This window comes from Acinetobacter rongchengensis (assembly GCF_003611475.1).
Classification (GTDB): Bacteria; Pseudomonadota; Gammaproteobacteria; order Pseudomonadales; family Moraxellaceae; genus Acinetobacter; species Acinetobacter rongchengensis.
In genome coordinates this window covers 26,441-42,400 of the sequence record NZ_RAXT01000027.1, presented here as the reverse complement: position 1 = coordinate 42,400, position 15,960 = coordinate 26,441, and the positions used below count along the sequence as shown (strand labels likewise).

Below are 15,960 nucleotides of genomic sequence, written 5' to 3'. Positions count from 1 at the left end.
CACCTTGACGGTAAAACTTGCCAAAGACATAGCGATTGACAGCGTTACAGCGGGCAATAGCAAGTTGGATACAACTGGCTTAACAGTGGGTACTGTTGGTGATCAAACTGTGATCACCAAAGATGGCATTACCACAGACAAAGTGACGGTAGGTAATGTTGTTGTTGACAGTACGACCAACAAGATCAGTGGATTGACAGCAGGTTCATTGGCTGCTGGATCAACAGATGCGATTACTGGCGGGCAGTTACATAAAGGCCTTGAAGCTGTTAAAGACATTCTTGGTGGTAATGCAACAAACAACTCAAGTGATCCAACAGCACGCAATATAACAATGACCAACATTGGTGGTACAGGTAAGGACAATATTCATGATGCAATTCAGTCTGTATTAAGCAATGGTGTTCAATACGACAAGAATGTTGACGGTAGTACCAACTACAACAGCATTACCGCAGGTAACGGCAACGGTACAGCAGCGAATAGCACGAAAGATGCAACAACAGGTAAGATTACTACAACAGGTGGTACGAGCTTAAGCAATGTTGCAAGTGCGGGTGATTACACCAATGTTGCAAATGCATCTAAAGCGGTAAATGCAGGTGATTTGAATAATGCAGTTTCAGATGCAACCAATGCAGCGACTACCAAAGGCTTTGCATTACAAGCAGCTGATGGCAATAAAGTACAGAAAAACTTAGGTGAGGCTGTAGAAGTTGTTGGTGCAGATAGCAACATCACCACCAAAGTTAGTGGCGGTAAAGTTGCGATCGAGTTGAACAAGAACTTGAACAACTTGACAGGTATTACAGTAAACAATGGTACAGATGGTAGCACTGGTTCAACTGTAATTGGTAAAGATGGTATTTCAGTTCAAGACAACACAGGCAAAATTATTGCTGGTGTGGATAACACTGCTCTGACTGTGAAAGATAGCAGTGGTAATGCTGAAACCAGTATTAACCAAGCGATCAATACACTAAACGCAGCACAAGGAACTTTAGACAATTATGCTGTGAAGTATGATGACAAATCAGGTGCACCAAATAAAGACAGTGTAACTTTTGCAGGTACACCGTCTAGCAGCACAAAAGATGCAACAACTGGCAAGATCACCACAACAGGTGGTACGAGCTTGAGCAATGTTGCAAGTGCGGGTGATTACACCAATGTTGCAAATGCATCTAAAGCGGTGAATGCGGGAGACTTGAACAATGCTGTTGTGGATGCTACTGGAAGTATTGTTAATAAAGGCTTTGCGTTAACTGCGCAAGATGGACAAACTGTACAGAAAAAACTGGGTGAGTCTGTTGAAGTTGTTGGTGATGACAAAAACATTTCAACTGAAGTGAAGAATGGTAAGGTTGCCGTTAAACTTGCAGATAACTTGAATGTTAACTCGCTGACTACAGGTGATACTGTTATTAAGAATGGTGGCGTAACAGTTGGTTCGAATGTCACTCTAGGTAATACTGGATTGATCATTACCAATGGCCCAAGTGTAACGACAGCAGGTATTAGTGCAGGTAATAAAACCATTACCAATGTATCAAATGGTGTGAATGCAACAGATGCAGTCAATAAAGGACAGTTAGATACAGCGATCACTGATGTTCAAAACAAAGTTGATCAAGTTGCGAACAATGCTGTTCAATATGACAATGCAAATAAAGATTCAGTGACATTATCGAATAACAATGGCAATGGCACAAAATTGAATAATGTCGCAGATGGTACGGTTGCACAAGGTTCTAAAGATGCGGTGAATGGCGGTCAATTGTGGAATGTTCAACAGCAAGTTGATAAGAACACAACAGATATCACCAATATTCAACAGAATATTAATGATGGTAAAGTTGGTTTAGTACAGCAAACTGACAAATCTGCGCCAATTACTGTCGGTAAAGACACAGGTGGTACCTCAGTAAGTGTAGCGGGTACGGACGGTAATCGTGTGGTTACTGGTGTTAAAGATGGTGCGGTAAATACCACATCGAAAGATGCAGTGAATGGTAGTCAGTTGAATAAGACCAACCAAACAATTGTTGACTATCTTGGTGGTGGAGCTGGTTACGACAATATCACAGGTAGCTTCACGACTGCTCCAAGCTACAATGTGGGAGGCAGCAGCTATAACAATGTTGGTAGTGCAATTGATGCATTGAATCAAGCGGATCAAACATTAAACAGTAAAATTGATAATGTGGACAATAAGCTTGATAACGCATTCCGTGTTACCAACAACCGTATCGATGATGTTGAGAAAAAAGCCAATGCAGGTATTGCAGCTGCATTAGCAATGGAATCGGCACCTTATGTTCCTGGTAAATACACTTATGCAGCAGGTGCGGCATACCATGGTGGTGAAAACGCTGTAGGTGTGACACTACGTAAAACAGCAGATAACGGTCGTTGGTCGATCACGGGTGGTGTTGCAGCAGCATCTGAAGGTGATCCAAGCGTACGTATCGGTATCAGTGGCGTAATTGACTAATTCACTAGACAAGGAAGGTTTACGAACCTTCCTTTTTCTTCCCTAATTTTAGAGAGATAAAGAATGAAAGCATTCAACAAAAAAATTCTGTTAAGTGTAATCAGTGGTCTAGTGATGTCTTTAAGTCATGCTGCTGAGATAGAAACACAAACGGCTCAAGAAATTCACTTTCCTGAACTGAAAGACAGTTATTTAAAACAAGTGCCGCGTTATGAATATGACAATGTTGCACGATTAGATACAGGTCTGAGTAAAGATCAAATCCGCCATATTTTAGGAAATCCACAATTTTCTGAAGGCTTATTTGCAGTTAAAACTTGGAATTACGTGCTTGATATCAGAGAACCTGATTCAACGCAGTATAAGCGTTGCCAGTTACGCATAGATTTTGACAAAGACTATTTATCTAAAAACTTGTATTGGAAAGGCGAAGCGTGCCAAGGTCTAATGGCATGGGGAGTCAATAATCAATCTGATACTGAACAAAGTACAATTTCTCCTTCTACGCAATCAGCAACAGTTTTATTCTATTATGATCGTGCAGATAAAAAGGGCATTAAAAACCCAGAAGTGATTGGAAAAATTGTTGAAGAAATTAAACAAACTAATGGTAAAACGGTACAGGTTTCTGGTTATACAGATCGTTTAGGATCATTTCAATATAATCAAAATTTATCTGAAGCAAGAACCAACACTGTCACACAACTTTTAGTTCAGCAAGGTGTCAGTGTTGAGCAAATTCAATTTGAAGCAAAAAACAAAACAGATGCTTATCAACAATGTTCTGGTGTAAATAGAAAAATTCAATTAATAGAATGCCTAGCACCGAATCGCCGCGTTAATGTTTCATGGTAAAAGTGATAGAGTTAAATAGGACAGGGAATTGGATAACAGCATGAAAAAAAGCCTCGTTGTATTCAGCTTATTGATGGGTTTCGCTGGCGTAAGCAAAGCAGAAACACCCTCTGTAATTCAGGTTTTACAAAAAACACCACAATGGGGTTTAGTGCAAGCGGGTACTGCATGTATTGAAAAATATCGCTTTTTACCATCAGGTGAGGTTTTGATTGAAAGTAATCAAGAGCGAGTTTCGGGAAGCTATAGTTTTATTACCAAAGACAACCGTTTTGAATTACCTGCTGTGGTGATCGGTTTCCAAACCGATAATCAAAAACCTGATTGTACTGGTAGCCAAGAAAATCAGGTAGGATCATCTACCACGAACTTTTTAAAGCAAGAATCGGATCAAAAAATCTATTTTTGTATCGATTCTTTTGGAAAGAACTGCCCAGTTTATCTTCGTCCAGAACATTAATTTAAATACTTTGAGAAACATGAAATGAAGAAAATAGTATTCGCGGCACTTGGTTTAGGCTTGGCTATGCAAGCACAAGCTTTTGATAAATCACAGGTCAATTTAGCCAATGATTTTTGGGGAACTTGGTCGATTTATAATGCCAAGACTCAATGTACAGAAACCTATCAATTCACTAAGCCACAACAGTTTACCTATACGACCAAACAGAAAAGAATGACAGGTGATTTTTCTGTACTTAGAAGTAATGATGCCAAAGCTTTAGATATTTTGGCTATGAAAGTGAAAGTGGATAATAAAAAGGCAGGCTGTGGCGGACAACCTGTAGACTATACCAATGCTGATATTCGATTGAGTCTGCGTTGGATGTCTGCAAAAACTGCTGAGCTTTGTACAGATCGTGAAGGCAAACAATGTACAGGTTTATATTTAATTAAACAAAAGTAATTGAAATTGGATTATTTAGGCTTCTTCGGAAGCCTTTTTCATCTATGAATTTTATATAATTCATTTAAATTTATTACTTTAATTTATGTTTTTTTGAAAAATTATTCATATAAGTTTTGTATTGTATTCTTAAATATCGGTTTATATTAGTGTTGAGAATACTTGATTGACTAATCATCATTGAACTCGTGATAAATCACGATGCTATAAAAATGATCCTGCGTTTGATCATCTGTTACACAACATCTTATAGTATGATGTATATATATTTCGACTGATTATCAGTTTTATTCCGCCAAAATGAATGATTGAATTCATTTCAGCTCAAATAATGTTGGAAGTACAAATGCCTGACTATCGCTCAAAAACATCGACACATGGAAGAAATATGGCTGGCGCACGTGGCTTATGGCGTGCGACAGGAATGAAAGATGAAGATTTTGGTAAACCGATTATTGCGGTGGTCAACTCATTTACGCAATTTGTACCTGGCCATGTGCATTTAAAAGATCTAGGACAGCTGGTTGCAGAACAAATCCAAGCAGCGGGTGGTGTGGCGAAAGAGTTCAACACCATTGCTGTTGATGATGGTATTGCGATGGGGCATGATGGCATGCTTTATTCATTGCCTTCTCGTGATTTGATTGCAGACTCTGTTGAATACATGGTCAATGCACACTGCGCCGATGCGATGGTGTGTATTTCTAACTGTGACAAAATCACACCAGGAATGTTGATGGCCGCTATGCGCTTAAACATTCCTGTGGTTTTTGTGTCTGGCGGACCAATGGAGGCGGGTAAAGTAAAAATCCGTGGTAATGAGCATGCGATTGACCTTGTCGATGCCATGGTTGTTGCAGCAGATGACAGTTTTAGCGATGAAGAAGTCGCAGAATATGAGCGTTCAGCATGTCCAACCTGTGGTTCATGTTCAGGCATGTTTACAGCAAACTCAATGAATTGCTTAACTGAAGCTTTGGGTCTTTCTTTACCGGGGAATGGTTCAACTTTAGCGACACATGCCAACCGTAAAAAATTATTCGAAAAAGCAGGTCAATTGATTGTTGAGCTTGCAAAACGCCATTATGAACAAGAAGATTACAGTATTCTTCCTCGCTCAATTGCAACAAAAGCATCGTATGAAAATGCCATGACTTTAGACATCGCAATGGGTGGTTCGACCAATACGGTTCTTCACTTGTTGGCGGCTGCGCACGAAGCAGAAGTTGATTTCACTATGGATGATATTGATCGTTTATCGCGTAAAGTGCCAGTACTGTGTAAAGTTGCACCTGCAAAGCAAGACGTTCATATGGAAGATGTGCATCGTGCTGGCGGTATCATGTCAATTCTTGGTGAATTAGACCGTGCAGGTTTATTGGATACATCTGTACCCACCGTACATGAAAAAACTTTAAAAGACGCTTTAGATAAGTGGGATATTATTCGTACTGAAGACGAAGACGTATATCACTTCTTTAAATCTGCACCGGGTGGTGTACCAACGCAAACAGCATTTTCGCAAGATCGTTACTACTCGCGTTTAGATGGTGACCGTGAAAATGGTGTGATTCGTAATGCAGAACATGCATTCTCTAAAGATGGTGGTTTGGCTGTCCTTTACGGCAACATTGCACTTGAAGGTTGTATTGTTAAAACAGCAGGCGTTGATGACTCAATCTTGAAATTTAACGGTACAGCACGTGTATTTGAAAGCCAAGATGCAGCAGTAGATGCCATTCTTGGTGGAAAAATTACAGCAGGTGATGTGGTTGTGATTCGTTATGAAGGTCCACGTGGTGGTCCAGGTATGCAAGAAATGCTATACCCAACCAGCTATTTAAAATCTAAAGGCTTAGGCAAAGATTGTGCACTCTTAACAGATGGCCGTTTCTCTGGTGGTTCTTCAGGTCTTTCAATTGGTCACGTTTCTCCTGAAGCCGCTGAAGGTGGTGCGATCGCATTAGTTGAAGATGGTGACCGTATTGAAATTGATATTCCAAACCGTACCATTCACTTGGCAGTTGATGATGCAACATTGGCGCATCGTCATACAAGACAAGAAGCAAAAGGTTGGAAACCTGCGGAAGAGCGTCCGCGTAAAGTCTCTAAAGCCTTGAAAGCTTATGCAATGCATACGACAAGTGCTTCGAAAGGCGCTGTTCGAGAAATCTAAACTATCGAATTAAATATCATCATGATATTGAAAAGATTTGAAAAGCACTCACTGGTTGAGTGCTTTTTCTATGGTATTGACCTAAATGCATTCATTCATTTGAGGTTTAAGATATTGATCATTTCTAAGTGAATTGTTATAAAATTTTGAGCTATTCATTCATATTGATTTTTTTCAGCATCTGAGCAGAATGGATGATATGCTTGGACGAGTTTCAATCAAATCCTATTTATATTAAGCGCTTATTTCGAGGCCCTAGACATGTCATTGCTACGCCGTTGGTTTGATCCAATCCGATCGAGTTGGTTTTATCAAAAGCCAACCCGTCAAGAGGTGTTATCCACGGAGCATGGTCTGAGTGTTTATTTACGTTTAGATGACGTTTATAGTTACCTTGCTGTACAGCAATTGCCACAGCTTGAAGAGATACTTCGCGATGATCTCAAACCATTAAAAGTCATCATTTCCAATACTTCTGCAGAACCCCCCAATGCGATGACTATAGAAGAATGGCGCACATATACTTTAAATGATGCCAAAATTCTTGCAACGCAACATCGTTTTAGCTATGACAATGAAAAACCCGAACAACCGACACAAGAAGCATTACAACAAGCGGAAGTTATTCTAAAAAATACACCATTAACAGGTCAAAATTTTCTCTATTTACTTGAAGATGTGTTCCATATGTTATGGCAACAGCAGTATGGTAAATTACGCACTTTATTCATTATGGCGAGTAAGCATCAAAAACCGCAAAACTTTCCAGAACGTGTTTTTAACCATACCCCTGTTTTAGAAAGTTATTTTGAATTTGGTGGGCGAAAATATCATGCTGTAGATGATTTATTGCGCTTAACACGTCGCTTAAAACAGCAAAAATTATTGATTGATAATCCAATTTTTTTAATTAATCACATCGAATGGCGTGAACATTTGATGAGTGATGCAGAAGAATTAACTGAAATTCAAGCGATGCATCCTGAGTTGGATTTATACATTGCTTTAGAAGATCCGATCAGTTGGTTATTGCTGGCTTATATTAAAGAAGAACTGGCAAATTATTATAATATTCAATTGAATTTATTCCCTTTAAGTTATCATGGGCGTGACTTTTTTGATTGGAGCTTAGCGACTCGCTTATCAAAACGTACCGAAGTCAAATTCACTCCATTTTGTAGACCGACAAAGGACAGTATTCTCAATATGGCGCAACTTTATTACAGTGTGCCAGAAGAACAACGTATCGATGCGATGTATGAGATTTTACAGGCGGTTTGGACACGTGGTCAGGATTTATCGTTCCAACCACATTTTCAAAAATTACAACATGATTTAAATATTGAAAAGTTGATTGATTTCGATGTTGAAGCACTATTAGAAAACAACGATCGACAATGTGCTGAAAAGCATCAGCCTGATTTTCCTGTGTTAGAGTTAAGAATTGAAGGAAAGCGTTACGTATTTAATAGCCTATATCGTGTTTGGATGATTGAAAGTATTTTTAGTAATGTGTTAGAACAGAAGTATAAAGCAGAGAATGAGCTGGAACGTGCTCAACAAGAAGCAGAAGAACAGGATTTAGATGGATCAAATGATGAAAAAAGAGAAATGTGAATCTTTAGAGCAAGTTCGTGAAAATATTGATCAAATTGATCAGCAACTAATTGATTTAATTGCAACTCGACAATTTTATGTCGATCAAGCAGTGCGTTTTAAACGAACCAAAGAAGATGCTCAATCTCCTGAACGTGTACAACAGGTGATTGATAAAGTACGTCAAAAAGCGTTTGAGGTCGGGACAGATCCTGATTTGGTTGAAAGCATTTATAGAGAAATGATTCAGCATTTTATTCAACGAGAATTAAAAGAAATTAGACCTTAAAACCATAATTTCATACTTTTAGTGATGCGCAAAAAATCACGATCACAGCCATAGCAAATTAAGCCTCAACTTTTGATTGAGGCTGTCTTCCAAAATGAATGATTTTACCGCCGTTATTGATGTTTTAGCATTGCTTTTGAAAAATGAGGTGATGCGAAATGATCGGTTTTGTTGTTGGTGTATTTGCTATTGCGGGAATGATTAAAGGCACAATTGGACTAGGACTGCCAGCTGTTTCTATGGGCTTATTGAGCTTGGTGATTAGTCCTTTTCAAGCAGCAACATTATTGATTATTCCCTCGATGGTCACGAACTTTTGGCAGTTATTTGCAGAAGGTCATGTTTGGCGTTTGGTGTGCCGTTTTTACCCATTATTGATTGGTATTGTTGTTGGTTCAATTTGGAGTATTTTTCCAACATTGGGACATGCAAATTCAAGTTTCCATACCGAAGCGCTATTGGGCGGAATGTTGGCTTTGTATGGTCTATACGGTCTCTTTTCAAAAAGTATGCCCAATCTTGCAACACATGAAAAATGGTTATCTCCAATCGTTGGTTATTTGGGTGGTGCTTTAACGGTTGCTACTGGGGTTGTGGTGATTCCAGTGGTGCCATATTTGCAATCTTTGCAGTTAAAGCGAGATGATTTAGTACAGTCATTAGGCTTAGCTTTTACTGTTTCAACCCTTTGTTTGGCAGTATTTCTGCATTTAAATCCCGTTGAAAATACGCCAATTGACTATAAATTATCATTGATCGCTTTAATTCCTGCACTCATGGGGATGTGGATGGGCACAAAGATTCGTTATCGTATTCCAGAGCAAAAATTTCGCAAAGTGTTCTTTTGTGGATTGGTGATTTTTGGAATATACGCTGTTTTGCATCAGCTTGGAGTGATTTAAGTTTAAGCTTTTCAGTCCTCATCCAAAATCAATTTAGCTTTTTGCGAAAGTAAAAACTGGACAAAGTGTTGGTAAGTTGTTGGAAGTTCATCAAAATTCTGTGCAGCCAAAAGTAGTTGACGCTTTGCCCATTCACCTGTTAACTCAATTTGATGAAATGCATATTGTGAACTTAACCGCTGTGCTGCCCGTTTAGGCATAATTGCAATCCCTACGCCGTTGGCAACCACTTGAGCAATCGCGGTAAAATTAGGAAGTCTTAAACGGTATTGAATGGCACAATTGAGTAACTTAGCCTGAGTTTCTATAGACTGCTGTAAAGAATGATATTGCATGAGCCCCACAAAAGGATAATTCAAACTGTCGATGAGTTTGAGTTCAGTATGTATTTTTAATGGGTGATCCGTGGGGCAAATTAAAATCAATGGATCATCAAAAAAGTCCAAAGTTTGAAGCTGTTGTGAGTTAAAAAAACTGGAAATTAATCCCAATTTTGCAGAGCCTTTTTCAATTGCTTGAATAATATCATTGCTTTCAGCTTCTTTTAGATCGATGTGTACATGCGGATTTTCCACCAAATATTGTGGCAAGAGTGTAGGTAAATATTCACTTTGAGCAGATGAATTACACCATAAGCTCATTTGTGCTGTTAAGCCTTCAGCATAGGGAGACATTGCCTGTTCGAGTTGTTTTCTTTGTTGAGCTAATAGCAAAGCTTGTTCTGCAAAGGTTTGCCCTGCAATAGTCAGTTTAACTCCAGCAGCATGACGGATAAAAAGAGTGGTTGCATAGTGTTGTTCGAGTTTTTTGATACGTTCACTGGCTGCTTGCAATGAGATGGATGAACGTTCAGCACCCTTGGTGAGGCTTCCAGTGTCCACAATATTGAGGAAGAGTTGTAGATCAAAGAAATCTAAGCGCATGGGTTTGAATAGTGTAATGACTTGATCGGATTATAGCTGAGTTATTAATCGGATGATGATGTAACTAAAATGTACCAAGTTGAGGTTTAATTTTTGTAAAGCATATATCAATCAACAGTTGTTTAAAAAAAGATCGTTCAGAATAATTTTATAATATAATAAGTCTCAATTGAGATACAAAATCAGAAGGTTATATTATGACTTCACAGACATCTATGTTGCATGTGCGAATTGATGATGAAACCAAGTTGCAAGCACAACAAGCGTTAAAAGCGATGGGGTTGTCTGTTTCCGATGCTGTACGCATTTTTTTGACACGTGTTGTTGCAGAACAAGCTATTCCGTTTGATGTGCGAGTACCTAATGCTGAGACTGTTTCAGCGATGAATGAAGCCGATGATATTATTCAAGCGAAAAAAGCACGTTTTGAGACAGTAGAAGGCTTGTTTAATGACCTCGAAAAAAACGGCTAAAGATAAACGCGCTGTTTTGGCTCGATCATCGGATTATACAAAAGAGTTTTTAGCAGATTGGCAACGGCTTTCTCGTAATGGTCGTTATGACATTAAAAAAACTCAAAACAGTGATGATGTTACTCATTGCAAATGACGAACCTTTAGGAGTTGAATGGAAAGATCATGCTTTGACAGGTAATTGGATCAATTATCGGGAGTTGCATGTAGGAGGAGACTTTCTGCTTATTTATCGTATTGAAGCTTTATCTAAATTCGATATGATTATTTTTGTTCGTGCTGGTACTCATAGTGAGTTGTTTTAAAAACTGATTGATAAAAAAATTGATAAAAATGCCCAACAAAAAAGCTCCCTCAGGAGCTTTTTAAACTGATGAAATTAGATCAATTTTACACCTTGCTGACCCGCAGGGGTGACTTTAAAAATTTCAACTTCAAAAGTAATATTTTTGCCGGCCAATGGATGGTTAAAATCGACTTCAGTGATGTCATCACCAACCGTTTTAACCACACCAAATAGGCTTTGCTTGGCTTTATCTTCAAACTCGATCATATGACCTTCAACAGGACGTTGTTCAAACTTCACAGTATCAAATTTCTGTACGTTTTCAGGATTCCAAGGGCCAAAAGCATCCTCAGGAGGCAAACTCACTGTACGACGATCGCCTGCACGAAGACCAAATAAAGCTTTCTCAAAACCTGGTAACAAACTACCATCACCCATGACTAAACTCACAGGCTCTTCACGGCTACGTGTGTTATCAATCTCTACACCATTTTCAATGGCAACAGAAAAGTGCAGGTCTACTTTTGATCCATCCGCAATACGAGTTTCGTCATTCGGATTAATAATTTGTTCAATCATTTTGCGCTTCCGCATGTTGAATACGATGTTTTTCTAAAAAGAAAGTATCGATTAACAATAAAATCGTACCGAGAGTGATTGCACTATCGGCAATGTTGAATGCTGGAAAGTGGTGGTTTTGGTAAAACACATGAATAAAGTCAACAACATAGCCTAAGCTAACGCGGTCGATTAAATTACCAATTGCTCCACCTAAAATCAATGCGATTGCCATGGGTAAAATCACCGTCGTTTTTGGCATACGTAATAGCCAAAAAATAAAGATGATGGATACGATACCCGCAAGCCCAGTAAACAAATAATGTTGCCAACCGCCTGCATCGGACAAAAAGCTAAAAGCTGCGCCGTAATTATGCAGCAATGTCCAGTTTAAAAAGGGCAGTACAGGTACAGGCTCTGCATAAGTCAGATGTGTACTCGCAATATTTTTCGTCCACTGGTCAAGAATGATGGCAAGGACGGAAAGTCCAAGCCACATTAAATTATGAGGATAAAATTGGAATAAGCCCTTTTTATTTTGCGGATTAGGCATATTTTCTCTCTTCGCCTTGACCTGTAGGAAGGTTGATAATACAACGAGAACACAACCCTGGATGTGCATGATGTGTATTTACATCAGGTAGAACATGCCAACAACGTGCACATTTTTCTCCATCCGCAGCAGATACTTTGACTCGTAGTCCAGCAAGATCCGTCGCTTCACCTTGCGCTTCGTCAAATGCATTTACAACCACTTGAGATGTGATAAGTACGAAACGAAGCTCATCACCTAGCTGGTCTAATATTGCTTTGAGTTCAGCATCTGCCCAAAGTTCCACTTTTGCAGAAAGGTTTGAGCCGATCAATTTCGCATTACGCGCTGCTTCAATTTGCTTATTCACAGCAGATTTAACAGCAATAAGCGTTTGCCAATCTGCTTCAGAAATTAAGTTCGCTGTAGATGCAACAGGAATGTCATACCACTCCGCTGTAAATACATATTTCTCAGATTGTTCAGGAATCAGTGGCCAAGCTTCTTGCGCAGTAAAGCTCAAGATAGGCGCCATCCAGCGAACAAAAGCTTGTACCAAATGATACAGCGCAGTTTGTGCAGAACGACGAGCTTGAGAATCTGCTTTAGTCGTATATTGACGGTCTTTGATGATGTCTAAATAGAAACCACCCAAGTCATTGATACAGAAATTAGTCAAAGCATTGGTGACGATATGAAAGTTCATATCTTCATAAGCTTGCTGAATAGTTTTTTGTACATCCGCAGCACGTTGCAAGATATATTGATCGAGTGCAATCAATTGATCTACAGGCAATGCATCTGTTGATGGTTTGAAACCATTTAAGTTCGCCAACAAGAAACGTAAGGTATTACGAATACGACGATAACCATCCGATGCACGGCTAAAGATTTCTTTACCTGCTGTCATTTCATAACGGTAGTCAGCCGAAGCAATCCAGAAACGTAGACCATCTGCCCCCATATCTTTAATGATGTCTTGAGGTGTGATGATATTTCCGATCGATTTTGACATCTTACGGCCTTTCTCATCGACGACGAAACCATGAGTAAGCAAGCCTTTGTAAGGCGCACGTTTATTGATGGCGATTGACGTTAATAATGAAGATTGGAACCAACCACGATGTTGGTCAGAACCTTCTAAATACAAATCAGCTGGATCAGTCAAATCTTCACGTTCACGCAATACAGCATAGTGTGTTGTACCTGAGTCAAACCACACATCCAAGGTATCACGAACCGCATTGTACTGTTCAGCATCGGTGCCAATAAATTCGCTCGCATCACGGTTATACCAACCGTCAATCCCTTCTTGTTCGATGATTTTTGCAACCTCTTCGATCAGTTCAGGTGTACGCGGGTGCAACTCATGCGTATCTTTATGTACAAAGAATGGGATTGGAACGCCCCAAGTACGTTGACGAGAGATACACCAGTCTGGGCGACCTTCAATCATTGACTGAATACGGTTTTTACCCCAATCTGGAACAAAATTGATATCATTTTCAATGGCATTCAACGCATCTTGGCGTAAACCTTTTGCATCCATGCTGATAAACCATTGTGGTGTCGCACGGAAGATAATCGGTGTTTTATGACGCCAGCAATGTGGGTAGCTATGCGTAATCGCAACATGTGCCCAAAGTTTCCCAGCAGCGCATAAAGCTTCAATAATTTGCGGATTGGCTTTATAGATGTGCTCGCCTGCAAAAATTGGAGCAGTCGGTAAATACACACCATTACCGCCGACTGGATTATCAACGATTAAATTGTATTGTAAGCCAACTTTATAATCGTCCACACCATGACCAGGCGCAGTATGTACCGCACCAGTACCGCTGGTTGCAATAACATGTTCACCTAAAATTACAGGCACTTGGCGTTCTGTGATGAGTGGATGTTGTAATTGTAAATGTTCAAGTTTTGCACCGACAAAATCAGCCAAAACTTTTGGATTTTCAAGTTTATAACGCTCGCAGGCAGATCCAACTAAATCTTTAGCTAAGATTAAGTTATGCGTACCACGATCAGATTGGATTTCAACCAATTGATATTCAATTTCAGCATGAAGGGCAACGGCTTGGTTGGCTGGAAGTGTCCAAGGTGTTGTTGTCCAAATGACGATGTCGGTTGGATTGCTAACGGTGACACCGACTTTTGCAGATAAATCAGCAAGATCGACTACACCAAAACCAACATCGATTGCATCAGATTTTTTATCTTGATAATCAACTTCAGCTTCTGCAAGCGCAGAACCACAGTCTAAACACCAGTTCACTGGTTTAAGACCTGGTTCGATATGTCCTGCTTTGGCAATTTCACCCAATGAACGCACGATATCGGCTTCTTGTTTGAAATTCATGGTGAGATAAGGATTGCTCCAATCCCCAAAAACGCCCATACGTACAAAATCTTTTTTCTGTAATTCGATTTGGGTATTGGCATATTCACGACAAGCTTTACGGAACGTCGATGCATCTACTTTTACGCCAACTTTACCGACTTTTTCTTCAACTTTAAGTTCGATCGGTAGGCCATGACAGTCCCAACCTGGAACATAAGGTGCGTCAAAGCCATCCATCACACGGCTTTTGATAATAATGTCTTTGAGGACCTTATTCACAGCATGACCTAGGTGGATTTGACCATTGGCATATGGAGGGCCGTCATGAAGTACATATTTTTTCTTGCCAATACGCGATGCACGAATCTGCTGATAAATATTGTCGGCATACCACTCTTCTAACCATTTCGCTTCACGTACCGCAAGATTTGCTTTCATTGCAAATTCAGTACCTGGGAGGTTGAGTGTGGCTTTGTAATCCACAGCATTTTCAGGAGTTTGCTTATCGCTCATGCACGTTGTCATCCAATATTATCAGCACGATTGCTGACACGTTTTACAATAAAAATTTGATTAAAAAGGAAACTTGAGGGTGTTTTTGCGAAATTCAAGTAATCGCTCAACATCATCATCAATTCCTGCTTGAAGTGCTTCAAGCGATGGGTAATTTAATTCGCCGTGTAAATAGTCGAGGAAAGTCACCCGCATTAATAGACCATACAGATTAGCAGAAACATGGGGGAAATGTACTTCTAATCGCCACTCTGGATGTTCCTGTTGAATTGCTGGTCGTGTTCCGACATGCCCTGCGCCATATAAAGCATGATCTTGGTAGCCAAGAACACCTGTTTTATTTGGATTTTCAGTTTTGACCTTTTCAGTCAAAGAAGTTGTTTCACAAATAACATCAACAGCATAAATTCCGCTTAAACAAGGTCTATGCCGTCCGACACGAACATTGATGGTTGGAAAATTCAAGGTACGACCAATCTGGTCACCATATTGCACACGACCAATCATGCTATAGGGGCGACCTAATAGCTTGGCTGCAAGTGCTAAGTCGCCTGCTTGTAGTACTTGGCGAATTCGAGTTGAACTGACACGTTCACCATCAAACTCAATGGTATTGAGATTGGTGACCTGAAAGCCATATTGTTTTAAAAATTCGCTATTGCCTTGGCGGTCTTTACCAAAATGGAAATCATCACCGAGCACTAAATTTTGTGCATTCAGTTTATTTTTAAGAATATCCGCAAAGTTTTCTGCACTTAAGCTACGGAATTGATTATCAAATTTAGCAATCGCAATATAGTCCACACCCAGCTCAGTTAAATATTCTACTTTTTCTCTGAGTGAACTAATACGAGGCGGTGCTTCGTAACCTTTAAAAAACTCTAAGGGTTGTGGCTCAAAAATCATCACCAAAGTTTTTAAATTTTTTTCTTGGGCAATCTGTTTGAGCTGTGAAACCATGGCTTGATGTCCCAAATGGACACCATCAAAATTGCCAATCGTCACAGCGGTTTTGGGCAATTGAAAATTCGGTGTTAGAGCATTTAGACGTAACAGCTGCATGATTTCAAAATAAGCTTAAAATTTGAAAGGATATATATTGCCATATTCTC

16 protein-coding genes are annotated in these 15,960 nt (G+C 39.5%); 11 read left to right on the top strand and 5 right to left on the bottom strand.

The genetic code is table 11. The annotated features are described in order from the left end of the window. From D7V20_RS12205 to D7V20_RS12170, 8 genes are all read left to right on the top strand, one after another. On the top strand, nucleotides 1-2,494 hold a 2,494-nt coding region (locus tag D7V20_RS12205; protein ID WP_235831638.1), incomplete at its 5' end, for a YadA-like family protein. 63 nt (nucleotides 2,495-2,557) lie between these two features. Next, nucleotides 2,558-3,349 carry a trimeric autotransporter adhesin/peptidogylcan-associated protein TpgA gene (gene tpgA, locus D7V20_RS12200; protein WP_120384529.1) on the top strand — a complete coding sequence of 264 codons (792 nt, stop codon included), beginning with the start codon at nucleotides 2,558-2,560 and terminating at the stop codon, nucleotides 3,347-3,349. A 40-nt stretch (nucleotides 3,350-3,389) separates the two neighbouring features. Continuing rightward, on the top strand, nucleotides 3,390-3,809 hold the full coding sequence (locus tag D7V20_RS12195) for a hypothetical protein (RefSeq protein WP_120384528.1): 420 nt from the start codon (nucleotides 3,390-3,392) through the stop codon (nucleotides 3,807-3,809). Nucleotides 3,810-3,833: 24 nt separating this feature from the next. Beyond that, nucleotides 3,834-4,256 carry a hypothetical protein gene (locus D7V20_RS12190; RefSeq protein WP_120384527.1) on the top strand — a complete coding sequence of 141 codons (423 nt, stop codon included), beginning with the start codon at nucleotides 3,834-3,836 and terminating at the stop codon, nucleotides 4,254-4,256. A gap of 346 nt (nucleotides 4,257-4,602) precedes the next feature. Next, the gene (gene ilvD, locus D7V20_RS12185; protein ID WP_120384526.1) at nucleotides 4,603-6,432 is read left to right on the top strand and encodes a dihydroxy-acid dehydratase; all 1,830 of its coding nucleotides are present in this window, start codon (nucleotides 4,603-4,605) and stop codon (nucleotides 6,430-6,432) included. A gap of 261 nt (nucleotides 6,433-6,693) precedes the next feature. Then, nucleotides 6,694-8,049, top strand: coding sequence for a hypothetical protein (locus D7V20_RS12180; RefSeq protein ID WP_120384525.1), 1,356 nt, complete (start codon nucleotides 6,694-6,696; stop codon nucleotides 8,047-8,049). Then, a complete protein-coding gene (locus tag D7V20_RS12175; protein ID WP_120384531.1) occupies nucleotides 8,027-8,317 on the top strand; it encodes a chorismate mutase in 291 nt (96 codons plus the stop codon). Before D7V20_RS12180 ends, D7V20_RS12175 begins: the two co-directional genes overlap by 23 nt. Before the next feature lie 158 nt (nucleotides 8,318-8,475). Continuing rightward, nucleotides 8,476-9,219, top strand: coding sequence for a sulfite exporter TauE/SafE family protein (locus D7V20_RS12170; RefSeq protein WP_120384524.1), 744 nt, complete (start codon nucleotides 8,476-8,478; stop codon nucleotides 9,217-9,219). Nucleotides 9,220-9,230: 11 nt separating this feature from the next. Here D7V20_RS12170 and D7V20_RS12165 read toward each other — a convergent pair whose 3' ends face one another. Next, entirely contained in the window at nucleotides 9,231-10,142 is a 912-nt protein-coding gene (locus D7V20_RS12165; protein WP_120384523.1) for a LysR family transcriptional regulator, read from the bottom strand. Between the two features lie 197 nt (nucleotides 10,143-10,339). On the opposite strand from D7V20_RS12165, the gene D7V20_RS12160 reads away from it, so the two are divergent. Genes D7V20_RS12160 through D7V20_RS20135 form a run of 3 tightly spaced genes read left to right on the top strand, consistent with a single transcriptional unit; the run spans nucleotide 10,340 to nucleotide 10,920 of the window. Further along, nucleotides 10,340-10,615 (top strand): type II toxin-antitoxin system RelB/DinJ family antitoxin, encoded by a 276-nt coding sequence (locus D7V20_RS12160; RefSeq protein ID WP_120384522.1) that lies wholly within the window; start codon nucleotides 10,340-10,342, stop codon nucleotides 10,613-10,615. After that, on the top strand, nucleotides 10,593-10,751 hold the full coding sequence (locus tag D7V20_RS20140) for a hypothetical protein (RefSeq protein ID WP_235831637.1): 159 nt from the start codon (nucleotides 10,593-10,595) through the stop codon (nucleotides 10,749-10,751). Before D7V20_RS12160 ends, D7V20_RS20140 begins: the two co-directional genes overlap by 23 nt. Next, nucleotides 10,732-10,920 (top strand): type II toxin-antitoxin system YafQ family toxin, encoded by a 189-nt coding sequence (locus D7V20_RS20135; protein WP_235831636.1) that lies wholly within the window; start codon nucleotides 10,732-10,734, stop codon nucleotides 10,918-10,920. Before D7V20_RS20140 ends, D7V20_RS20135 begins: the two co-directional genes overlap by 20 nt. 74 nt (nucleotides 10,921-10,994) lie before the next feature. Here D7V20_RS20135 and D7V20_RS12150 read toward each other — a convergent pair whose 3' ends face one another. Genes D7V20_RS12150 through ribF form a run of 4 tightly spaced genes read right to left on the bottom strand, consistent with a single transcriptional unit; the run spans nucleotide 10,995 to nucleotide 15,910 of the window. Continuing rightward, nucleotides 10,995-11,477, bottom strand: a complete 483-nt coding sequence (locus D7V20_RS12150) for an FKBP-type peptidyl-prolyl cis-trans isomerase (protein ID WP_120384530.1) — start codon at nucleotides 11,475-11,477, stop codon at nucleotides 10,995-10,997. After that, entirely contained in the window at nucleotides 11,473-12,012 is a 540-nt protein-coding gene (lspA, locus tag D7V20_RS12145; RefSeq protein ID WP_120384521.1) for a signal peptidase II, read from the bottom strand. Before lspA ends, D7V20_RS12150 begins: the two co-directional genes overlap by 5 nt. After that, complete coding sequence (gene ileS / locus D7V20_RS12140) at nucleotides 12,005-14,848, bottom strand: isoleucine--tRNA ligase (RefSeq protein WP_120384520.1); 2,844 nt, start codon at nucleotides 14,846-14,848, stop codon at nucleotides 12,005-12,007. The genes lspA and ileS overlap by 8 nt, the downstream gene beginning before the upstream one ends. 60 nt (nucleotides 14,849-14,908) lie before the next feature. Beyond that, entirely contained in the window at nucleotides 14,909-15,910 is a 1,002-nt protein-coding gene (gene ribF / locus D7V20_RS12135) for a riboflavin biosynthesis protein RibF (protein WP_120384519.1), read from the bottom strand. Between the last annotated feature and the right edge of the window lie 50 nt (nucleotides 15,911-15,960).